Raw genomic sequence first — 21,804 nt, 5'->3', positions numbered from 1 at the left:
CGGCCCACACAGCCACGGGCGCACACGTCAACCAATCACGCGCGTCACGTCCGTCTGGCAGGTTATCCCCGTACGACGGGCGTGTTTCGCCGCGGACCGTCCCGGCTTTGGTGAGAACCGTCACAACGGCCTTGCGTCGGTGTGGCGGGCCGCCTGCTCACCGGCCCGGAGCAGCGACGGTGAGCCGAGTCCGCGTTCACCCGTACGGGTGAATTTTCGGCTCGGGGCGTCAGGAGTTCCGGTCGGGGACGGGCAGCGGGCGCTTCTCGATCGCGGCCGCCATGATCTCCGGGAAGGCGTCCGGGGTGCAGGCGAAGGCCGGGGCGCCGAGCGCCGCCAGCGCGGCGGCGTGCGCGTGGTCGTAGGCCGGGGCGCCCTCGTCCGAGAGCGCGAGCAGCGCGATGAACTGGACGCCGGCCGCCTTCATCGCCGCCACCCGCTTGAGCATCTCGTTGCGGATGCCGCCCTCGTAGAGGTCGCTGATCAGCACGACGATCGTCTCCGACGGCCGGGTGATCCTCGACTGGCAGTACGCCAGGGCCCGGTTGATGTCCGTCCCGCCGCCGAGCCGGGTCGCGAACAGGACGTCCACCGGATCGCTCAGCTGCTCGGTGAGGTCCACCACCGAGGTGTCGAACACCACCAGGCGGGTGTCGAGACTCCTCATCGAGGCGAGTACGGCGCCGAAGACCGCCGAGTGGACGACCGAGGCGGCCATCGAACCCGACTGGTCGATGCAGAGGATGACGTCCTTCTTCACCGCCCGCTGGGCCCGGGCGTAGCCGATCAGACGCTCGGGCACGATCGTGCCCCGCCCGCCGGGCCCGCCCTCCGGCAGGTGGTTCTTGAGGTTGGCCCGGATGGTGCGGTCCCAGTCGATGTCGTGGTGGCGCGGACGGTTGACCTTGGCGCTGCGGTCCAGCGCACCGCCGAGAGTGGCCCGGGTGCGGTCGGCGAGCCGGCGCTCCAGGGCCGCGACGACCTTGCCGACCACCGCCCGGGCGCTCTCCCTGGTGGTCTCCGGCAGCGCGTGCTTCAGCGAGAGCAGCGTGCCGACCAGGTGGACGTCGGGCTCGACGGCCGCCAGCATCTCGGGCTCCAGCAGCAGGCGCTGCAGCCCCAGCCGGGAGATCGCGTCCTGCTGCATCAACTGGACCACGGAGGTCGGGAAGTACTCGCGGATGTCCCCCAGCCACCTGGACACCTGCGGCGCCGAGCCGCCGAGTCCGGCGCTGCGGCCGGCGGGCCTGCCGCCCCCGGCCGCCTCGCCCCGGTAGAGGGCGGCGAGGGCGCCGTCCATCGCGGCGTCGCGGCCGGAGAGCCGGCAGCCCGTCCCGTCGGCCTCGCCGCCGAGCGCCAGGCGCCAGCGGCGCAGCCGCTCGGGGTCGGACCCGGGATCGCCGCCGGTGCTGCTGGTGGTGTCGGCCTGCGGTGCGACGGACATCGGGCGCTCCTTCGGTGCTGTCGGGTGGCCGGTGACGCGGATCGGGTGGCCGGTGACGCGGATCGGGCGGCGGGTGACGCGGATCGGGTGACGGCCGGCGGGGACCTGCGGCCGGACGTGGCGGGGTCGGGACGGAGACGGCCGGGGCGTCAGGCGCCGCGGCGGTCGGCCTGGCGGGGGATGTGGCGGAGCGGGCCGACGACGCGGTAGGGGCGGTGCGCCGGCGCCGTCCCCGGCAGCCCCAGCAGCAGCGCCACGGCCGGCAGCGCGGCGTCCGCCCGGTCCTGGTCCAGGGCGGTGGCCGGACCGGTCGGCGCCGGCGCCGGAGCGCCGAGCGGACCGGCCGCGACGCGTTCGCCGACCGTCCGGCGCACCCCCGCCTCCAGGCCCGAGAACGTGCGCCGCAGCAGCGGCAGCACGTCGGTGAAGGCCTCGTCGGACACCCCCGCCAGCCATCCGTCGAGCAGGCCGAGCAGTAGCGGGTCGTGCAGCAGCAGCGCGCCGCCGCCGGACAGCAGGCCCTCGACCCAACCCGCCGCGTCCGCCGGGGCGTTGGCCGTCGACAGGACGAGTCCCATCCTGCGGGCGGTCTCGGCCGCGTCCATCCGGCCGTCGTCCAGCAGCAGTCGGACGGCCCGGCCGCGCAGCAGGCCCGGCACACCGGTGGCCGGCCCGCCGGACGGCTCGCGGAGGGCGAGCGACCGCAGGGTGGCGGCCCAGCGGTCGGCGAGGGCGTCGGAGCCGTCCTCGCCGGGCGCGTCCTCCAGCAGGCCGATCACGGCGTGCACCTCGTCGACGCTCCGGCGCATCGCGGCCGCGCCCTCGGTGTCCAGCCCGGTGCAGGCGGGTGGCAGGCCGACGCAGATCCGCTCGGCGAGGCCTCGCGCCACCCCCTCCAGTGCGGCGCTGTCGGTGCCGCGCACGTCCCCGTACCGCAGGGCTCGCACCAACGCGGGCAGCGACCCGGCCAGTTGGGCGACGTCGGTGTCCAGGGCGGCCCGGTCGGCGAGCACCCGCATCACGGCGGGCAGCGCGTCCCGCAGGCCCGCGAGCAGGCACTGCTCGACCAGCGCGGTCAGCTCGCCCAGCTCGACGGCCCGGGCCGCACGCTCGACGGCCCGGCCGGTCGCCGCGGCCTCGACCGTGGTGCCCCACTGGGCCGCCTCGACCACCCGGACGGCGAACTCCGGCTCCCACCGCAGCCGCCAGCTCTCCCGGAAGGTGCCGGTGGAGTTGACGGCGGACCGGCTCGGGGTGCCCCAGTCGATACCCAGCAGCCGCAGCCGGTGCAGCAGCCGGGAGCGGGCGACGTCGTTCTCCTTGCGCAGGTCGAGGTCCCTCTCGCGGTCCTGCGGATCGGGTGTGAGCCGCAACGAGCGCTGGAGGCGGGCCAGATCGCGCTGGAGCGGAACGGCCGGCGCCGCCTCGGGCACCTCGCCGAGCGCGTCGCCGATCACCAGCCGGTCGTGCACCAGGGCCAACGGGACGTCCGAGCCGTCGCACATCACCGACCGGACGGCGTCGAGCGTCTCGGTCAGCCCGGCCAGCGGCCGGCCGCGCATCACGGCCAGCGTGCGCGCCAGCCGGACGGCCTCGATGACGTGCGCGGACGAGACCGGGTGGTCCTCCTCGCGGAGCAGCCCGGCGGCCCTCGTCATCCACCGGGCCAGCGGATCGCCCTCGGCGGCGAACAGGTGGTGGTACCAGCCGGGCGAGGCGATGCCGGCGCCGTAGCCGGTGTGCTGGGAGAGCCTGCGATGCGTCCAGGGCACCCAGGTGATCTCGGTGCGGACCTTCTTCGGCAGGGTGGCGAGCAGCGCCCGGTCGTGGGCGACGGTCGGCATCTGCGCCAGCGCCGGGACGTGCCAGGCGCCGCAGACCACCGCGATCCGCCGGTGTCCGGCCCGGCGGGCGGCGCGGATCTGCCCGCGCATGTACGCCTCGCGCAGGTCGTCCCGCCGGCCGGCGCCCGCGCCGCCCTCGCGCAGTGCCCCCATCGCCTCGGCCAGCGCCTCGAACGGCGCCGGCGCGTCCGCGCCGGGGGCCCGGTGCTCGACGACGTCCTCCCACCAGCGTTCGGCGTCGTCGTGGCCGGCGGCCTCGGCGAGCGCGCCGATCGGGTCCAGCGCCACCGCGGCGGCCGCCCCCTGCGCCTCGGCCCCGTCGGACGGAGAAGTGCCCCCCGGCACTCCCCCGTCCGGGTCGGGCCGGTCGGCCGCCAGGGTGTACGCGGCCGGCAGGTCGATGAACCGGACGGGCACCTCGGCGTCGAGCCCGTACCGGATCGCGACCCACTCCGGGGAGAAGGCCGCGAAGGGCCAGAACGCGGCCCTGGCGGGGTCGTCGACGGCGTGTGCGAGCAGGGCGACCGGCGGCACCATCTCCTTGTCACCGGCCAGCCCGACGATCGGATCGGCCTCCGGCGGCCCCTCGATCAGCACCACGTCCGGCCGCAGTCGCTCCAGCGCGGCGCCCACCGCCCGGGCCGAGCCCGGGCCGTGGTGGCGTACGCCGAGCAGTGTCACCTCTGCGCTCATCGCGCCCTCCGCTCCTCGAAATCGGTCGGTCCGGTCGGTCTCAGCGGCCGGGTTCGCCGGCGCTCTCCCGGGCGGCGCGGTAGAAGTCCTTCCAGCCGTCGCGCTCGCGGACCACGCTCTCCAGGTACTCGCGCCAGACCACCCGGTCGGCGACCGGATCCCGCAGCACCGCGCCGAGGACGCCGGTGGTGACGTCGCCGGCCCGGAGCACGCCGTCCCCGAAGTGCGCGGCCAGCGCCAGGCCGTTGGTCACCACCGAGATCGCCTCGGCGGTGGAGAGGGTGCTGCTCGGCGTCTTGACCTTCGTCCGGCCGTCGGTGGTGATCCCGTCCCGCAGCTCGCGGAAGACGGTGACGACCCGGCGGATCTCCTCGGCGCCGCCCGGCAGCTCGGGCAGATCCAGCGAGCGGCCGAGCTGGCCGACCCGGCGGGTGACGATGTCGACCTCCTCCTCCAGCGACGCGGGCAGCGGCAGGACGACGGTGTTGAACCGCCTGCGCAGCGCGCTGGAGAGCTCGTTCACCCCCCGGTCGCGGTCGTTGGCGGTGGCGATCAGGTTGAAGCCCCGAACGGCCTGCGTCTCGCCGCCGAGCTCCGGCACCGGCAGGGTCTTCTCCGAGAGGATGGTGATCAGGCCGTCCTGGACGTCCGCCGGGATCCGGGTCAGCTCCTCGACCCGGGCGATCTTGCCGTCCGCCATCGCCCGCATCACCGGCGAGGGCACCAGGGCGTCCCGGCTGGGGCCGTGGGCGAGCAGCTGGGCGTAGTTCCAGCCGTACCGGACGGCCTCCTCGGGCGTACCGGCGGTGCCCTGGACGAGCAGGGTGGAATCGCCGCTGACGGCGGCGGCCAGGTGCTCGGAGACCCAGGTCTTGGCCGTCCCCGGCACACCGAGCAGCAGCAGCGCGCGGTCGGTGGCGAGCGTGGTGACGGCGACCTCGACGATCCGGCGCGGGCCGACGTACTTGGGCGTGATCACGGTGCCGTCGGGCAGCTCGCCGCCCAGCAGGTAGGTGGCCACGGCCCAGGGCGAGAGCCGCCAGCGCTCCGGGCGCGGGCGGTCGTCCTGCGCGGCGAGCGCGGCCAGCTCGGCGGCGAACGCGTCCTCCGCGTGCTCCCGCAGCACCTCGGCGGTGGCCGTGGTCGCCGCCGTCGCCGCGGTCGTCGCTGTCGTCATGAGGGCTCCTTCTGGTCGGCCGCCGGACACACCTGTGGCAGGGGTCCTGGGCGTGGGGTGATCGATGGGAGCATCGGCGCAGATGTCGTCCGACCGGCGGGAGGGCCCCGTCCGGCCTGCTCGAACAACCATGCACCCCGGCACTGACAACCGGACCCGGCCCCTGACCCGCGATCAGTTCGACGGCGCGGGTTGTCAGTCCCTCCCCCTAGCGTCGTGGGCATGGAGGAACGCTGGAGCACCGAACACGTCCTGTCCCTGGCGCCTGACGCCCCCTCGCGCAAGGCCGCCGGAAAGCTGTCCGCACCCGCGCCCTGGTCGGGGACGGGCACGGGCGGCGGCGCGCTCTGGGGGGAGTGCCGGGGCAGCGGGAGCACGCCGTACCGGACGGTCGTCGAGCTGGCGACGCCCGCCTACAGGTGCAGCTGCCCGAGCCGCAAGTTCCCCTGCAAGCACGCCCTCGGCCTGCTGCTGCTCTGGAGCGGCAGCCCGGAGGCGGTGCCGGCCGCCACCGAGCCCGCCGAGTGGGCGGCCGCCTGGCTGACGGAGCGGCAGGAGCGCGCGGAGCAGGCCGCCGGGCAACGGGCCGCCAAGGCGCAGTCGGCGGCCGCCGATCCGGCCGCGGCGCGCCGCCGGGCCGAGAAGCGGGCCGCCCGGGTCGCGGCCGGCGCGCAGGAGCTTCGGCTGCGCCTCACCGACCGGATCAGGCACGGCCTGGCGGACGCGAGCAGCACGCCCGATCCCTGGGAGGAGGTCGCCGCCCGGATGGTCGACGCCCAGGCGCCGGGCCTCGCCACCGGGGTCCGCGAACTGAGCCGGGCCCCGCAGTCGGACCTACTGGAGGAGTACGCCCTGTTGAACCTGCTCGCCACCGCCTACGGCCGGGTCGACGACCTCCCCGCGCCGCTCGGCGCCACCGTCCGGGCCCGGGTCGGCTTCACCACCGACACCGCCGACCTGCTGAGCGGTCCGACCGTACGCGACCGCTGGCAGGTGCTCGGCACACGCACGGCCGCGCCGGAGGGCGGCGGGGACGAGCGGCTGACCACCCGCCGGATCTGGCTGCGCGGCGCCAAGACCGGCCGCGCGGCCCTGCTGCTCGCCTTCGGCCGCCCGGGGCGGGCCCCGGAGCTCGCGCTGCCCACCGGCCACCTGCTGGAGGCCGAACTCGCCTTCCACCCGGGCGCCCGCCCGCTGCGCGCCGCCCTCGGCGCCCGCTACGGCGCCCCGGAGCCGGCCGGCGTCCCCGGGGCGCCGGCCGGACTCACCCCGGGCGAGGCGATGGCCGAGTACGGCTCGGCGGTCGCGGACGACCCCTGGCTCGAATCCTGGCCCACCGTGCTGAGCGGCGTCGTCCCCGTCCACGACGTCGACGGCTGGCACCTGACGGACGGACGGCACGCCCTGCCGGCCCGCCGTGCCACCACCCCCGAGACGGCGCTCTGGCGGCTGGCCGCCGTCTCGGGCGGCCGTCCGGTCACGCTCTTCGGCGAGTGCGGCCATCGCGGCTTCACGCCGGTCACCGTCTGGGACGAGCAGGGCCGCCCGACCGGCCTCACCGGCTAGCCGGGCCGCCCGGGCCCGCAGCCCGCAGCCCGCAGCCCGACTCGCACCCGCACCCGCACCCGCACCCGCACCCGCACCCGCACCCGAGAAGAGCTTCGGACACCGCGACCGACCACACCCGCAGGAGCCCGCACGTGACGGCCACCCGTAGCACGCCCACTCCCCCGGCCGACCCCTGGGAGGATCTCCAGACCGCCGCCCTGCTGGGCACCGACCGCCGCCCGCTCCCGGCACCGGCCGGCCCGCCCGCGCTGCTGGCCGCCGCCGCGACGGTCGACCGCGCCGACCCGGCCACCGCGCTGCTCGAACTGGCCGCGCTCGCAGCCGTCCGCCGCAGGGCCGGTGCCGTGGCCCTCCCGGAGCCCGCCCCGCCGCGCCCCGCCGCCGGAGCCGATCCGCGCCCCGAGCTGCCCGCCGCCGCCGGGCGCCGGCTCGCGATCCTGCTGAGCAGCCGTTCGGGCGGCGCCGGCGGCACCCTCGCCAACCTCACCGAGCTGCTCCCGCAGTGGCTCGCCACGGCCCGGGCCCGCGGCTACCGCCCGCCCGCCGAGCTGGTCCCGGCGCTGCTGGACGGTGCCCGGGCCCGCAGCGAGCTGCGCGGCGACGTGGTGGCCCTGACCGGCCCGCTCGGGCGCTGGCTGGCCGAGCAGAACCCCGACTGGCGCTTCGTGCTGCGCACCACGACCGGCACCCCCCTGTCGCCCCGCACGGGCGGCTCACCGCTCACCGACACACCGCCCGGCGGCGCAGCGCTCCCCGCCGGGGCAGGCTCTGCCGAAGCCGAAGCCGAAGCCGCGAACGCCGCCGGCTCCCCCGCCGACCGGATCTGGCACGAGGGGCTGTTCGCCGAGCGCGTCACGTACCTGACCATGCTGCGCCGCAGCGCCCCGGCCTCGGGCCTCGCCCTGCTCCGCGGCACGTGGCCGACCGAGCGCGCGGAGGACCGCCTGCTCTTTCTGGACGCCCTCCAGGACGGCCTCTCCCCGGCGGACGAACCGTTCCTGGAGGCCGCTCTCGGGGACCGCAGCCGGAACGTCCGGGCGACGGCCGCCGAACTGCTCTCCAGCCTCCCCGGCTCCGCCCTGGCCGCCCGGATGGCCGAGCGCGCCCGGGCCGCCGTGCGCCTCTGCGGCAGCGGCGGGCGACTGTCGGTCTCCCCGCCGACCGAGTGCGACGCCGCGATGCAACGGGACGGCATACCGCTCGCCTCGCCGACCGGTCGCGGTCAGCGGGCCTGGTGGTTCGGCGAACTCGTCGCGGCCACCCCGCTGCGCACCTGGACGGATGCCACGGGGCTCACGCCGGGCGGGCTGCTCGCCCTCCCGGTCGGCGACGCCGCGAACGCCGCCGGCGACGGCGGAGCCGGTGACAGCAGTTGGGCCGACGACCTGCGCGAGGCCTGGGCCCGGGCCGCCGTGCGGCAGCACGACGCCGACTGGGCCCGGGCGCTGCTGGGGCCCGCGCCCCGGCCGGGCCCGGGCGCCCGGGCCGTCCCGACGGCGGGCGCGCCCGCCAAGCTGCTGTCCGTGCTGCCCGCACCGGAGCGGGCGGCCTGGACGGCGGCGTTCATCCGGGCGTACGGACTGGGCGAGGCGTTCCAGCTCCTGGGGGCCTGCGCCACACCCTGGACGCCCCCGCTGTCCACCGCCGTGGTGGCGGCGCTGGAGCGGGCGGCCGGCTCCGGGGCGTACCCGTGGAGCCACAGTGGAGTACTCGGTATGACCGAACGGGCCCTCGCCCCGGAGACCGCGCCGGCCGTCGAGGCGCTGGCGGCGGACGCCGCGCCCGACTCGGCCTGGGCGGAGACCTTCGCCCGGCTCGCCGGGACGCTTCGCTTCCGCGCCGCGATGCTGGCCGAACTGACACAGGCCGGCCCGGACGGCGCCGGACCGGGCCCGGAAGCACCGGCGCGGCAGGAGGCACCGGCGCAGGAGGCACCGGCGGTGCGGACACCGCGGGACGAGGCACCGGAGGGGCGCTCACCCGAGGGAGCGGCCACGCCGGACGCCTGACGGTGCGGGCCGCCCGGGCCGGGGTGAACCCGGCGGCGGCCGGCCGACGGGCCGGTCGCCCGGTCACCCGGCCGGTCGCCCGACCTGTCCGGCCGCCCCGGCGGCGGCCGTCAGACCGCGGCGCGCAGATTCGCCTCCACCCAGGCCACCACGTCCCGGGTGGGCGTGCCCGGCGTGAAGATGTCCGCGACACCAAGTGCCTTGAGTTCGATGATGTCCGCCTCCGGGATGATCCCGCCGCAGAAGACCTTGATGTCCGCGGCGTCCCGCTCCCTGAGCAGCTCCAGCACCCGGGCGCAGAGCGTCATGTGCGCCCCGGAGAGGATCGACAGGCCGATGCCGTCCGCGTCCTCCTGGATCGCGGTGTCCACCACCTGCTCGGGCGTCTGGTGCAGTCCCGTGTAGATGACCTCCATGCCGGCGTCGCGCAGCGCGCGCGCGATCACCTTGGCGCCACGGTCGTGACCATCCAGCCCCGGCTTGGCGACCACCACGCGGATCGGCCCTGACACACCCATCACTGCCTCCTGGACGAGGTCGGACGCCACCCCACCGGATTGTGTCCGGTCCGGGCGATGTTAACCATCGATAACTAGTCTGAGGGGAGGGTAGCGCCACCGGGGTCGGTTGGTCGTTTCGCCCTTCCCCACGAGGGGAAAATCACAGGACCCCGTCGTCCTTCGCGGTCCCGCCGCCACCGGGCCACCGGTCGGCGCACCGGACCGCGCTCCGGACCGACGGGCCGATCCGTGCCGCCCGACCGGGCGTCACCGCCCAGCCCCCGCCACCACCCCGGGGAGCCGCCGCATGTCTCTGCCCATCCGGTCCGTGCCCTTCCGATCCGAACCCTTCCGGCGCGCCGCGGCCGTCGCCCGCGGCGCCGGCGCCGAGGCCGCCGCGCTCGCCGGCCACCTGGCCAGATACCCCAGCGGCCTGACCGACGAGCCACGTCCGGCCACCGGCCGGTCCTGTCCGCCCGGGCCCGACGGGCCGACCGCGGGCCCGGTGCTGTTCCTGCACGGCTTCGCCGACAACCGCGCCGTCTTCCACCCCATGCTCCGCGCCCTGCACCGGGACGGCCGCACCCATCTGCACGCCCTCAACCACTCTCCGCTGACCAGCGACGTCCGGACCGCCGCCGTGCTGCTCGGCCGGCACGTCGAGTGGGCCGGGCGGGCCCACTCGGGCGCGCCGGTCACCCTGGTCGGGCACAGCCTGGGCGGTCTGATCGCCCGGTACTACGTGCAGCGGCTCGGCGGGGACGCCCACGTGCCGCTGGTGATCACGCTGGCCGCACCGCACGAGGGCACGCTCGCCGCCCACCTCCCGAGTCCCTTCCCGGTCACCCGGCAGCTGCGCCCCGGTAGCGACCTGCTCACCGAGCTGGACCGGCCCGCCCCGCACTGCCGGGCCCGGTTCACCGCCTTCTGGGGCGAGCTGGACGAGGTGGTGCTGCCCGCCCGCAACGCCCGGCTGCGCCACCCGGACCTCCGCGCCGAGAACATCCGGGTACCGGGCGTCGGCCACGCGGGCCTGCCGGTGGACCGGCGGGTGGTGGAGGCGGTACGCCGGATCCTGGCGACCGGCCGGGACGCCGCCCCGCCGGGGGACCGGGCCGCCTGAAGCACCGCCGGGGCCTGCGGTGGGCCATCGGCGCTCCGCGGCCACCGCCCCGAGCCGTTCTCGGCCGTCCGGACGAGCGCGCACCCGGGTTGCCCGGGCCATCGGCCCCGCGGCCACCGAACGACCGTCCGGCCTCTTGACAGCCCGCCCTTTTGTCCGCTCTCCGACCGAACGGCTACAGTCTCGGCTGATTTCTCCCTCCCCCGAGAACCCCGAGGAGGCGGCGCCCGGATGGCCGACGCAGCAGCCCGCCCCACCCGTGCGGAGCTACGGCTGGCCGCCCGCGCACAGTCGCGTGCCGAGCGCCGCGGCGCCGCCGGGGCGGCCACCCGCTCGGCGCTGCTGGGCGTCGCGCTGCCCTCCCTGGCCGCGCTGGGAGTGGTCGGCGCGGCCGCCGTGACGGTGCACGGCGACGCCGCCCGCCGGGTGTCCGCAGCGCCGGCCCCCGAGGCGCTCCTGCCCACCGACGGCAGGTCGCCCGGCCCGGACGGCGCGAGCGACGCCGCCCACGCCTCCCGCGGTGACGCCCGGACCGCGCTCCCGACCCAGCAGTCCTCTCCCGGACCCGCCGCCGCACCGGCGCCGGCGCCCACCCCCGCCCGCCCGGCGGTGGTGCTGCCGGTCGCCGAGCACGGCCTGAGCGCCACCTTCGGCGAGGCCGGCACCCACTGGACGGCCCGGCACACCGGGATCGACTTCCCCGTCCAGGGCGGCACCCCCGTGATGGCCGCCACCGACGGCACCGTCCGCACGCAGTGGAACTCGGCGTACGGCTACATGGCGATCGTGACCTCGCCGGACGGCATCGAGACCTGGTACTGCCATCTGCGCACCTACCGGGTCCGCAAGGGCCAGGTGAAGGCGGGGGACGTGATCGCCTACTCCGGCAGCAGCGGCAACAGCACCGGCCCGCACCTGCACTTCGAGGTCCGCCCGGGCGGCGGCGCCCCGGTCGACCCGCTGCCCTGGCTGCTCGGCCAGGGCCTCGACCCGCGCTGAGACCCCCGCCGAACCCCCGAACCGGCCCCACCGCTCGGAGCCCCGCCGAACCCCCGGCCGAGGCCCCTACCGAGGCGTCGGCCGAGGCCCCGGCCGACGCCGACGCGGGCCGCCCGCCCCGAGGGTCAGAGCTTCTCCACCGGCGCGTAGCGCAGCAGCAGCTGCTTGCGCCCGGCCGCGCCGAAGTCCACCGTGGCCTGCGCCTTGTCGCCGACGCCGCTGGTCGCCACCACCGTGCCGAGCCCGAAGGAGTCGTGGGTCACCCGGTCGCCGACCGCCAGCCCCACCACCTCGCGCTCGACCACCCGGCGCGCCGACTGGCCCCAGCCCGCCTTGGGCGGGGCGGCCGTGGCGCCGCCGCGCGAGGAGCCGCGCGAGCCGCCGCTGCTCGGGCTGAAGCCCGAGCCGCTGTACGAGCTGCGCGGGGGCGGCGCGGAGGCCGCGCCCTTGCGCTTCCAGTCCACCAGCGGCTCCGGGATCTCCTCCAGGAACCGCGAGGCCGGGTTGTACGAGGGCTGGCCCCAGGCGCTGCGCAGCACCGACCTGGTCAGGTAGAGCCGCTGCCGGGCCCGGGTGAGGCCGACGTAGGCGAGCCGGCGCTCCTCCTCCAGCTCCTTGACCTGGTTGAGCGCCCGCATGTGCGGGAAGATCCCGTCCTCCATGCCGGTCAGGAAGACCACCGGGAACTCCAGGCCCTTGGCGGTGTGCAGGGTCATCATCGTGATGACGCCCGCGCCGTCGTCGTCCTCCGGGATCTGGTCGGAGTCGGCGACCAGCGCGACCCGCTCCAGGAAGTCGGCCAGCGAGCCGAGCGGCGGGGTGGCGTCCCCCTCCTCCGCCTCCGGCCGCTCGCCCGGGTCCTGCTCGTACTCCAGGGCCACCGAGGCGAGCTCCTGGAGGTTCTCCACCCGGGTCTCGTCCTGCGGATCCGTGGAGGACTGCAGCTCGGCGAGGTAGCCGGTCTCCTCCAGCACCGCCTCCAGCACGGCGGCCGGGCCGGCGCCCGACTCGACCACCTGGCGCAGCCCGGCCAACAGGGTGTTGAACTTCTTCACCGCGTTGGCGGAGCGCGCGGCCAGCCCGTACGCCTCGTCGACCCGGACCAGCGCCTGCGCGAAGCTGATCCGCTCGCGGGAGGCGAGCGCGTCGATCATCGCCTCGGCACGGTCGCCGATGCCCCGCTTGGGGACGTTGAGGATCCGGCGCAGCGGCACGGTGTCCTCGGGGTTGGAGAGCACCCGCAGGTAGGCGAGGACGTCCCGGACCTCCTTGCGCTCGTAGAAGCGCACACCGCCGACGACCTTGTAGGGCAGGCCGACCCGGATGAACACCTCCTCGAACACGCGGGACTGGGCGTTCGTCCGGTAGAAGATCGCCACGTCCCCGGGGCGGGCGTCGCCCGCGTCGGTGAGCCGGTCGATCTCGTCGGCGATGAACTGGGCCTCGCCGTGCTCGTCGTCCGCGACGTAGCCGACGACCTTCTCGCCGTCCTCGCCGGCCGTCCAGAGCTTCTTCTCGCGGCGGCTGGTGTTCCGCTCGATGACCGCGTTGGCGGCGCTCAGGATGGTCTGGGTGGAGCGGTAGTTCTGCTCCAGCAGGATGGTGGTGGCGTTCGGGTAGTCCTCCTCGAACTGGAGGATGTTGCGGATCGTGGCGCCGCGGAAGGCGTAGATCGACTGGTCCGCGTCACCGACCACGCACAGCTCGGCGGGCGGCACCTCGGCGAGCCCGGCCGCGGCCGGGTTCACCAGGTCCCCGTCCACGGTGCGCCGGGGCGCGGCCGTCGCGGTGCCGCCGCTCAGCTCGCGGACCAGCATGTACTGGGCGTGGTTGGTGTCCTGGTACTCGTCCACCAGGATGTGCCGGAACCGGCGGCGGTAGTGCTCGGCGACGGCCGGGAAGGCCTGCAGCAGGTTGACCGTCGTCATGATGATGTCGTCGAAGTCCAGCGCGTTGGCCTCGCGCAGGCGCCGCTGGTAGAGCGCGTACGCCTCGGCCAGCTTCTTCTCCATCGGGTTGGCCGCCTGGTCGGCGTACGTCTCCTCGTCGATCAGCTCGTTCTTGAGGTTGCTGATCTTCGAGGTGAAGGACTTCGGCGGGTACTGCTTCGGGTCGAGGTCCAGATCCCGGCAGACCAGGGCCATCAGCCGCTGGGAGTCCGCCGAGTCGTAGATCGAGAAGCTGGACGTGAAGCCGAGCAGCTTGCTCTCCCGGCGCAGGATCCGCACGCACGCGCTGTGGAAGGTGGAGACCCACATCGCCCGGGCCCGCGGGCCGACCAGCTGCTCGACGCGCTCGCGCATCTCGCCGGCGGCCTTGTTGGTGAAGGTGATCGCCAGGATCTCGCCGGGCTGCACGTGCCGCGCGCCGAGCAGGTACGCGATCCGGTGGGTCAGTACCCGGGTCTTGCCGGATCCGGCGCCGGCCACGATCAGCAGCGGTGAACCGGCGTGCAGGACGGCCTCGCGCTGCGGGTCGTTCATGCCCTCCAGCAGCTGCACCGGGTCGACCACCGTCCGGGCGGCGCCGTTGCGGTGCCAGGCGTCCCGCTCGGCCTGCGCCGCGTGGTCGGTCCGGAAGAGGTCCGCCGGGATGTCCTCCTCGTAGGCGGCGTACGAGGCGTCCTCCTCGTGGGGCGGGGGCTCCTCGTCGTGGGGTGCCCGGTCGTACGGCACGTCGTACGGCACGTCGTGGGGCCCGTCGACGGGCGCGGTGGCGGCGGCGGGGCGCTTCGGGCCGGCGGCGGGCTTGCGGGCGGCGGGCAGTTCGAAGCCGGGGAGCGGGAGGTCGTCAAAGAGGCTACTCATGGCACTCCGAGTCTATGACCCGGCACCGACACCACCCGCCGGACCGGCCGCCGCCGCCGTTGCGGCCGTCCTCGGGCCGGCCCGAGGACGGCGGCGGCCGGCCGCTCCGCGCACCCCGCCCGGGGAGCACCGGTGCACCACCGCCCCGGTACGCCGGCGCCCCCGGCGGCGTCAGACCAGCCGGCGGGCCGTCGCCCAGCGGGTCAGTTCGTGACGGTTGCTCAGCTGGAGCTTGCGCAGCACCGCCGAGACGTGGCTCTCCACCGTCTTCACCGAGATGAAGAGCTGCTTGGCGATCTCCTTGTACGCGTAGCCGCGTGCGATCAGCCGCAGCACCTCGCGCTCGCGCTGGGTGAGCCGGTCGAGGTCCTCGTCCACCGGCGGGGTGTCGGTGGCCGCGAACGCGTCCAGGACGAAGCCCGCCAGCCGGGGCGAGAAGACGGCGTCGCCGTCGGAGATCCGGAAGATCGCGTCCACCAGGTCGGTCCCGGTGATGGTCTTGGTGACGTAGCCGCGGGCGCCGCCCCGGATCACCCCGATCACGTCCTCCGCGGCGTCCGACACCGACAGCGCCAGGAAGCGGACCCCGTGCGGATCCGCCATCAGCGCGGCGGAGCGGCGCAGCACCTCGACCCCGCCGCCACCGGGCAGGTGGACGTCGAGCAGGACGACGTCCGGCCTGGTCCCGGCGACCACCCGGACCGCCGACTCGACGTCGTCGGCCTCACCGACCACGTCGATCCCGGTGGCCTCGGTCCGGCCGATCTCGGCCCGGACCCCCGTGCGGAACATCCGGTGGTCGTCGACCAGCACCACCCGAGCCACCCTCCCCGGGGGTGTCCCCCCGACCGAAGATCCCCCCACGGGCCCGCCTGCAGGCTCAGTCATCAGTTCGCTCCATCTCCAGTTCGACCTCGGTCCCGCCGTCCGGCGCGGGCCGCACCCTGGCGGTGCCGCCGTTGCGCTTCATCCGGCCGATGATCGACTCGCGTACGCCCATCCGGTCCTCGGGCACCTCGTCCGGGTCGAAGCCGGGGCCGTGGTCGCGTACGAACACGGACACCGTCCGCCCCTCCACCTCGGCGTAGACCTGGACCGGCCCACCGCCACCGTACTTGGCCGCGTTGACCGTCGCCTCCCTCGCGGCCTGGATCTGCGCGGCCACCCGCTCGTCCATCGGGCAGTCCCCGACGCAGACCAGCTCGACCGGTACGCCGTGCCGGTCCTCGACCTCGGCGACGACGGCGCGCAGCCGCTCGGCCAGGGTGTCGGGCGCGGCCTCGGCGGCGGCCTCCGGGCGGTACAGCCACAGGCGCAGCTCGCGCTCCTGCGCGCGGGCCAGGCGCAGGACCTCCTTCGGGTCCTCGGCGCGGCGCTGGATCAGGGTGAGCGTGTGCAGCACCGAGTCGTGGACGTGGGCGGCGATCTCGGCCCGCTCCTGGGCCCGGATCCGGGCGGTGCGCTCGGCGCCGAGGTCCTGCCACATGCGCAGCGCGTACGGGCCGACCAGCACCAGGACCCCGGCCAGCACCGCGATCGAGGCCTCGACGACCGAGCCGATCGTGGATCCGGTGCCCTGCAGGATCAGGAAGCCGATGATGCCCGCCACCACCAACAGCACGCCCGCGCCGACCCTGGTGTAGGCGCCGCGCCGCCGCTCGCCCTCCTCCAGGCCGAACCAGCGCTGCCAGCGCGAGTCGTCGGCCTGGCGCCAGACCAGCGCGACACCGACACCGATCGCCAGCAGCGGCCAGGTGTACGGCTTGGCGGTCTGGATGTTCAGGGCGTTGAGCAGCGCCATGACGCCGATCACCAGCATCACCAGTGCGGCGAGCTGGCCGAACCCCTGCCGGCCGCCGCCGGCCGCGCCCTGGCCCGCCGGGCCGTTCTGCGGGTCGACGCCGCCCGCCACCGCCGGTTCGCCCTGGAAGGTGCGCTGCAGCAGCTCCCGGAGCCTGGCCAGCCGCCCGTGCCCGCCCTTGCGCAGCGCGGCGGCGCCCTGGCCGGGGGACGCCGGCACGAACGCGCCGTCGACGTACGCCCAGTGCGCCGCACTGCCGGGCAGCGGCTCGCCGATCCCGATCGGCACCACGAACCAGAACGCCGCGTACAGCAGCGCCCCTATCCCCTGGGCGAAGAAGAGCAGGACGAAGGCGGCCCGGACCCAGGTGACCGGCAGCCCGAGGTGGACGGCGAGGCCGTGCGCGACGCCGCCGAGCATCCGTCCGTGCGGGCTGCGGTAGAGCCGGCGGTACGGCGGCCGCCCCTCGGCGGGGGACGCCTGGTCGGCGCCCGCGGCCGACGGCGCGTCAGGGACGAGGGGGTTCGGTTCGGTACCGGGTGCTGCCACGCCACCGATGGTTCCACGCGCGCCACCCCCGGCGCATCAGGGTCCGGCCCCGAGGATCTCTCAGGGACAAGTCAGGGTCCGGACAGGGCCGCGGGGGGCTCCACGGCGCCGCGCGGGCCGGGAGGATGGAACCATGACGGACGACCACACGCCGGCCGCGGGCACGCCCGGCCCACCCGAGACCGAACGGCCGCCGCTGACCCGCAGCGAACACCATCGCGTGGTGGCGGGTGTCTGCGGCGGGCTGGGCCGGCACCTGGACATCGACCCGGTGGTCTTCCGGGTGGTGATCGCGGTGCTCTGCCTCTCCGGCGGCCTCGGACTGTTCCTGTACGGGCTGGCGTGGCTGGTCGTCCCGGCCGAGGCGGCGGACGGCCGGCACGGGCGCACCGAGCTGCAGCGGGTGCTGACCGGGCGGGTGGACGGCCAGTCGATCGGCGCCGTGCTGCTGACCGTGATCGGCACCGGGGTGTTCTTCTCCTCGATGGGCGACGGCGACCAGCTGTTCCCGCTGCTGCTGCTCGGCGGCCTGGTCTTCCTGGCGGTGCGCCACGACCCCGAGCAGCGGCGGGCCCGTCGCGGCGGGTGGCGCGGGCGCCGTACGCGCCGCCGCACACCGGCGGGCGGCCCGTACGACCGGCTCTCCCCGGAGTCGCCGTACGGCGCCGCGCAGGACGCCTGGGCGGCGGCCGCCCAGGCCCACGCCGACGGCCTGCGCGAGCGGCTGGCCCGTGAACTGCACGCCCACGAACGCGCGGCCGGCACCGTGCCGCCGGACGTTCCGCACGCCGGGCCGACCGGCTACCTCTGGGACCCGCGCCACCCGGAACGCGATCCGTACGGCGGCCGGACCCCGCCCCCCGGCGCCCCGACCCGGCCGTGGTGGCAGCGGACCGACCTGCCGCAGGGCGATCCGCTGCGCAAGAGCGCCCCGGTGCCCCCCTCGTGCCCCGCGCCGTCCGCCGTGGCGCACCACCGGGGGCGCTCGTTCCTCGGCTCCCTCGGACTGCTGGTCACGCTGTCCGCGGTGGCCCTCGCCGTCCTGCTGCCGGGCGGACGCCCCGGCGAGGACCTGCTGCTGTCCACCGTGGCGGCGGCCCTGCTGCTCGGGATCGGCGTGACGCTGCTGATCGGCGCGAAGTTCGGCCGGGCCCGCGGGCTGGTGGTGCCCGGGCTGGTGCTGACCCTGCTGCTGGCCACCGCCGGCAACTCGCGGACCCTGGTCCGGGAGTCCTTCGGCGACCGGGTCTGGACGCCGGTCTCCGCGGCCGACCTGCACCACGAGTACCGCCTGGCGGCCGGCAACCTGACGCTCGACCTGCAGGGGCTCGACCCGGCCGGCGCCACCCTGGCCACCCGGGCCCGCCTGGGCGCCGGCGACCTGACGGTGGCCGTACCCCCGGATGTCGTCGTCCACGTGCGGGCCCGGCACATCGTCGGCAACGTACAGATCACCGGTGTCGAGGACACCGGCGGCAGCAACGACCGCACGTTCGAACTGCACCCGCCGGACGGCACGGCTCCGAAGGGAACGCTCGACCTCTCACTGGCGGTCGGGTTCGGCGACATCAAGGTGGTCCAGCGATGAGGAAGCACCGGCTCGACCTGTTCTCGCTGATCGCGGGCGGCCTTTTCACCGTGATCGCCACGCTCTACCTGGTGGCCTCGCTGAACGACTTCTCGGTGAACGGCCGGGTCGTCATCCCGGTGACGTTCATCGTGCTCGGCGTCGGCGGCCTGGCCTCGGCGGTGCTGGCGATGGCCCGGCGCGGCCGGGCGCAGCCGCCGGCCGCGCCCCCGCTCGCCCCCGGCACCCCGGAGGGCGACCTGGACTCGCAGCTGCGCGACCTCGGCCTGCTCGGCCGGCGGGAGCGCGGCGGCGAGGGCCCCGAGGGCGGGCGCTGAGGCCGCCCCCGGGCGCCCCGGTCAGCTCTGGACGGCGCCGAGGTGCAGCTGGTCGCCGTCCTTGGTGACGGTGTACTTCGGCAGCGGCTTGGTCGCCGGGCCGGTGATCACGGCGCCGGTGGCCGCGTCGAACTTGGAACCGTGGCAGGGGCAGTACATCTGGCCGTCCTTGGGCGCGGCGACCGCGCAGCCCGCGTGGGTGCAGATCGAGGAGAAGCCGCAGTACTGCCCGGCCTTCGGCTGCACGATGTAGACGGCGTCGCCGCTGACCGGGTCCTTGACCTGGGCCGATCCCCCCACCGGCACGGCGGAGGCGGCCACCGCGACCGGCGGCGCCCCGGCGCTCGCGGTGGCCCCGGGGGACGGCGCGGCCGAGGGCCGGGGGGTGACGGTGCGGTCCCGGCCGAAGGTGGCGGTCAGGGAGCCGGTGAGCAGCCCCGCGCCGCCGATCGCGACGGCCGCGATGGAGCCGTCCACCAGGGCCCGGCGCCGGATCCTCGCGTCGTCCAGGCCGCGTGCGCGGTCCCGCCCGGCCCGCGCGGCGAGGTAGCCGTCCACCGACAGGTACGGGGTGCCCGCCAGCACCAGGACGGTCCAGGCCATCAGGTAGACGAGGTCGTTGCCGAGGAAGTACGGCGAGACGTTCCAGCTCACCGTGAACCAGAGGCTGGCGCTGATCAGCGCGCCGCCGGTGGCCGCGATCCGCCCCCAGAGGCCGAACAGCGTGCCGAGGCCGACCGCCAGCTCGCCGAAGGCGATGAGGAGCGCGAAGAAGGTCGGCGCGTCCAGGGCCGGGCCGAGCAGGAAGGAGATCGGGCTGCCGGCCCGGGCCGCCTGGGTCTGCGAGACGAACGAGGCCGGGTCGCCGGCGCCCGCCAGGTAGTGCGCGTCGGAGAGCTTGTCCAGCGCCGCGTAGACGAAGGTCACTCCGAGGAAGAGCCGCAGCGGCAGAGTCGCGTACCGCGAAGCGATCCCCCTGAGCCGATCCGCCCGCGCGGCTGGGCCGCCGGGCTCCCTGCCGGCCCCGTCGTTGCTGGCCTCCGACATCCCTCCACCTTCCCTCACGGCCTGTCAGCCACTGACAGGTCCGGTCCGATTCTGCCCGCTGCCGGGCCGTTTCGGTGGGAGGGGCCCACCCCGTGGGCGCCCCGCACCACGAACGGCCGCGCCGTCGCTCCCACGGGTACGGGTGCGACGGCGCGGCCGTTCAATTCCGGGCGGCCCGGTTCTGCGCGGGCCCTACTCCCACTCGATGGTGCCCGGCGGCTTGCTGGTGACGTCCAGCACGACGCGGTTCACCTCGTCGACCTCGTTGGTGATCCGGGTCGAGATCTTCGCGAGCACCTCGTAGGGCACCCGCGACCAGTCGGCCGTCATGGCGTCCTCGGAGGAGACCGGGCGCAGCACGATCGGGTGGCCGTAGGTCCGGCCGTCGCCCTGCACGCCGACGCTGCGGACGTCGGCCAGCAGCACCACCGGGCACTGCCAGATCGAGCGGTCCAGACCGGCCGCGGTGAGCTCCTCGCGGGCGATCGCGTCGGCCTCGCGGAGCAGGTCCAGGCGCGCCTTGGTGACCTCGCCGACGATCCGGATGCCCAGGCCCGGGCCGGGGAACGGCTGGCGCTGGACGATCTCCTCCGGCAGGCCGAGCTCCTGGCCGACCATCCGGACCTCGTCCTTGAACAACTGGCGCAGCGGCTCGATCAGCTCGAACTCGATGTCGTCGGGCAGGCCGCCGACGTTGTGGTGCGACTTGATGTTGGCGGTGCCGGTGCCGCCGCCGGACTCGACCACGTCCGGGTACAGCGTGCCCTGGACGAGGAAGGCGACGTCCTCACCGGACGCGCCCGCCTCGGCCACGATCTCGGCCTGGGCCTGCTCGAAGACCCGGATGAACTCGCGGCCGATGATCTTGCGCTTCTCCTCGGGGTCGGTGACCCCGGCGAGGGCGTTCAGGAAGCGCTCCTCGGCGTCGACGACCTTGAGCCGGATGCCGGTGGCCGCGACGAAGTCCTTCTCGACCTGCTCGGTCTCGCCCTTGCGCATCAGACCGTGGTCGACGTACACACAGGTCAGCTGGGAGCCGATGGCCCGCTGCACGAGCGCCGCGGCGACCGCGGAGTCGACGCCGCCGGAGAGCCCGCAGATCGCGCGCTTGGCGCCGACCTTCTCGCGGATGAGCGCGACCTGCTCCTCGACCACGTTGGTGGTGGTCCAGTTCGGCTCGATGCCGGCGCCCCGGTACAGGAAGTGCTCCAGCACCTGCTGGCCGTGCGTGGAGTGCATCACCTCGGGGTGGTACTGGACCCCGTACAGCTTCTTGGCGTCGTTCTCGAAGGCGGCGACCGGGACCACGTCGGTGGACGCGGTGACGGTGAAGCCCTCCGGCGCGGCGGAGCAGGCGTCGCCGTGCGACATCCACACCGACTGCTCGTCCGGGGTGCCCTCGAAGAGGGTCGAGCCGCTCTGGGAGACGAACAGCGGGGTGCGGCCGTACTCGCGGGCACCGTTGTCGTCGACCGTGCCGCCGAGCGTCGCCGCCATCAGCTGGAAGCCGTAGCACATGCCGAAGACCGGGACGCCGGCTTCGAACAGGGCGCGGTCGACGGTCGGCGCGCCCTCGGCGTACACCGACGACGGACCGCCGGAGAGGATGATCGCCCGGGGGTTCTTGGCCAGCATCTCCTCCACGGGCATCGTGCTCGGCACGATCTCGCTGTAGACCCGCGCCTCACGGACGCGACGGGCGATGAGCTGGGCGTACTGGGCGCCGAAGTCGACGACCAGAACGGTGTCGGCCGGCTGTACGGAGTGGTCGGGGGTAGCAGAGGACACGAACGGCCTTCCGGCAGCGGAACGGGAGGTGCCACCGGCAGCGGGCGCCCGGCAGGGCTGCGGCAGGTGGCTTGTGGGGGTGTCTTTCCCCAGTCTACCGGCCCGCCCGGGGCCTCCCGGCTCCCCGGTACGTCACCCTGATGGGCCCGTGACCGCCCGGGCCGCCGAATCGTTGCTCCTGACAACCGTACGACCGCGTCGCACCCGCCAGGTGCGGCGCCGCGGCCCCGTTCCGGGGTGGTGCCGTGCGGGTTGCAGGACCACGCGTGGAGCTCTCATTCCAGTCCACCGGCGCACGTGGCGCCGCCGCCCTCCCGGTCTGTGCCGGGGGCGGCCCGCCGTGGGACCGTGCGCGGGTGCCAGGCCGGCGAGCAGGGGACAGCGACCCCGGCCCCGACTGGACCGCAGGAGGTGCGGCGGCCGGCGCCCGGGGACGCCCGGGAGCCGACCGCCGCACCTCCACCCCGGCTGTCCCGGCTGTCCCGGCCACCGTCCCACCGGAGCGCCGCGCTCCGTGCGTCCCACCGGCTCTGCCACCGGCGCGCGGGC

The 21,804-nt window shown here is 75.5% G+C and carries 15 protein-coding genes and 1 pseudogene; 6 read left to right on the top strand and 10 right to left on the bottom strand.

Annotation, left to right across the window (positions count from 1 at the left end; genetic code table 11):
- Positions 1-229 precede the first annotated feature (229 nt).
- The 3 genes from OG823_RS20870 to OG823_RS20860 form a co-directional block, all read right to left on the bottom strand.
- Complete coding sequence (locus OG823_RS20870) at positions 230-1,444, bottom strand: VWA domain-containing protein (protein ID WP_371481090.1); 1,215 nt, start codon at positions 1,442-1,444, stop codon at positions 230-232.
- Positions 1,445-1,593: 149 nt separating this feature from the next.
- Complete coding sequence (locus OG823_RS20865) at positions 1,594-3,981, bottom strand: DUF5682 family protein (RefSeq protein WP_371481089.1); 2,388 nt, start codon at positions 3,979-3,981, stop codon at positions 1,594-1,596.
- A 40-nt stretch (positions 3,982-4,021) separates the two neighbouring features.
- A complete protein-coding gene (locus tag OG823_RS20860; RefSeq protein ID WP_371481088.1) occupies positions 4,022-5,158 on the bottom strand; it encodes an AAA family ATPase in 1,137 nt (378 codons plus the stop codon).
- Positions 5,159-5,380: 222 nt separating this feature from the next.
- Between OG823_RS20860 and OG823_RS20855 the strand changes: the two genes are divergently transcribed.
- On the top strand, positions 5,381-6,724 hold the full coding sequence (locus tag OG823_RS20855) for an SWIM zinc finger family protein (RefSeq protein WP_371481087.1): 1,344 nt from the start codon (positions 5,381-5,383) through the stop codon (positions 6,722-6,724).
- A 134-nt stretch (positions 6,725-6,858) separates the two neighbouring features.
- Complete coding sequence (locus tag OG823_RS20850; RefSeq protein WP_371481086.1) at positions 6,859-8,736, top strand: DUF5691 domain-containing protein; 1,878 nt, start codon at positions 6,859-6,861, stop codon at positions 8,734-8,736.
- A 110-nt stretch (positions 8,737-8,846) separates the two neighbouring features.
- Here OG823_RS20850 and OG823_RS20845 read toward each other — a convergent pair whose 3' ends face one another.
- Positions 8,847-9,254: a cobalamin B12-binding domain-containing protein gene (locus tag OG823_RS20845; protein ID WP_371484572.1), complete on the bottom strand. Its 408-nt coding sequence runs from the start codon at positions 9,252-9,254 to the stop codon at positions 8,847-8,849.
- A gap of 289 nt (positions 9,255-9,543) precedes the next feature.
- Here OG823_RS20845 and OG823_RS20840 point away from each other — a divergent pair, with 289 nt between their 5' ends.
- On the top strand, positions 9,544-10,359 hold the full coding sequence (locus tag OG823_RS20840) for an esterase/lipase family protein (protein WP_371481085.1): 816 nt from the start codon (positions 9,544-9,546) through the stop codon (positions 10,357-10,359).
- A gap of 231 nt (positions 10,360-10,590) precedes the next feature.
- Complete coding sequence (locus tag OG823_RS20835) at positions 10,591-11,358, top strand: M23 family metallopeptidase (protein ID WP_371481084.1); 768 nt, start codon at positions 10,591-10,593, stop codon at positions 11,356-11,358.
- A 125-nt stretch (positions 11,359-11,483) separates the two neighbouring features.
- Here OG823_RS20835 and pcrA read toward each other — a convergent pair whose 3' ends face one another.
- The 3 genes from pcrA to OG823_RS20820 form a co-directional block, all read right to left on the bottom strand.
- A complete protein-coding gene (pcrA, locus tag OG823_RS20830; protein ID WP_371481083.1) occupies positions 11,484-14,165 on the bottom strand; it encodes a DNA helicase PcrA in 2,682 nt (893 codons plus the stop codon).
- Between the two features lie 171 nt (positions 14,166-14,336).
- Positions 14,337-15,053 (bottom strand): LuxR C-terminal-related transcriptional regulator, encoded by a 717-nt coding sequence (locus OG823_RS20825; RefSeq protein WP_371481082.1) that lies wholly within the window; start codon positions 15,051-15,053, stop codon positions 14,337-14,339.
- Positions 15,046-16,386 carry a PspC domain-containing protein gene (locus OG823_RS20820; protein WP_371484570.1) on the bottom strand — a complete coding sequence of 447 codons (1,341 nt, stop codon included), beginning with the start codon at positions 16,384-16,386 and terminating at the stop codon, positions 15,046-15,048. Before OG823_RS20820 ends, OG823_RS20825 begins: the two co-directional genes overlap by 8 nt.
- 262 nt (positions 16,387-16,648) lie before the next feature.
- On the opposite strand from OG823_RS20820, the gene OG823_RS20815 reads away from it, so the two are divergent.
- Positions 16,649-18,103 (top strand): PspC domain-containing protein, encoded by a 1,455-nt coding sequence (locus tag OG823_RS20815; protein WP_371481081.1) that lies wholly within the window; start codon positions 16,649-16,651, stop codon positions 18,101-18,103.
- A complete protein-coding gene (locus OG823_RS20810; protein WP_371481080.1) occupies positions 18,100-18,420 on the top strand; it encodes a hypothetical protein in 321 nt (106 codons plus the stop codon). The genes OG823_RS20815 and OG823_RS20810 overlap by 4 nt, the downstream gene beginning before the upstream one ends.
- A gap of 21 nt (positions 18,421-18,441) precedes the next feature.
- On the opposite strand, the gene OG823_RS20805 is transcribed toward OG823_RS20810, so the two are convergent.
- The 3 genes and pseudogenes from OG823_RS20805 to guaA all read right to left on the bottom strand — a co-directional run bounded on the left by OG823_RS20805 (position 18,442) and on the right by guaA (position 21,255).
- On the bottom strand, positions 18,442-18,720 hold the full coding sequence (locus OG823_RS20805; protein WP_371484568.1) for a Rieske (2Fe-2S) protein: 279 nt from the start codon (positions 18,718-18,720) through the stop codon (positions 18,442-18,444).
- 225 nt (positions 18,721-18,945) lie between these two features.
- Positions 18,946-19,467 (bottom strand): annotated as a pseudogene (locus OG823_RS20800) (DoxX family protein); the annotation flags it as partial.
- 192 nt (positions 19,468-19,659) lie between these two features.
- Positions 19,660-21,255, bottom strand: coding sequence for a glutamine-hydrolyzing GMP synthase (gene guaA / locus OG823_RS20795; protein ID WP_371481079.1), 1,596 nt, complete (start codon positions 21,253-21,255; stop codon positions 19,660-19,662).
- Between the last annotated feature and the right edge of the window lie 549 nt (positions 21,256-21,804).

Source organism: Kitasatospora sp. NBC_00315 (assembly GCF_041435095.1).
Lineage (GTDB): Bacteria > Actinomycetota > Actinomycetes > Streptomycetales > Streptomycetaceae > Kitasatospora.
The sequence above is the reverse complement of the archived record's forward strand: the minus strand, read 5'-3'. Positions and strand labels throughout refer to the sequence as shown.